At 43.7% G+C, this 279-nt stretch carries 1 pseudogene; it reads left to right on the forward strand.

The features are described from left to right. A pseudogene (locus CWC11_RS22370) lies at positions 1–279 on the forward strand (TauD/TfdA family dioxygenase); the annotation flags it as partial.

The following is a 279-nucleotide window of genomic DNA, read 5'->3' on the forward strand; positions in this document are numbered from 1 at the left end:
AGCATGGTTGGATGTTAGTACGCAACTATGGCAATGGCTTAGGCCCAACTTGGCAAAAAGCATTCAACACTGATGATATTGAAGAAGTTAAAGCATACTGTCAGAAAGCGGATGTTGAGTTGGAAATTATCAGTGCCGATCAAATCCGTACTCGCCAAGTGCGTCCTGCTATTCGCGATCACATTCATACCGGTGAAAAGGTGTGGTTTAACCATGCTGTATTCTGGCATCCGTCAAGCTTGTGTCCAGTGATTAGAAAAGAGTTGGTGTCTCAATTTG

The sequence above is a fragment of the Pseudoalteromonas sp. S3178 genome (genome assembly GCF_005886985.1).
GTDB lineage: Bacteria > Pseudomonadota > Gammaproteobacteria > Enterobacterales > Alteromonadaceae > Pseudoalteromonas > Pseudoalteromonas carrageenovora.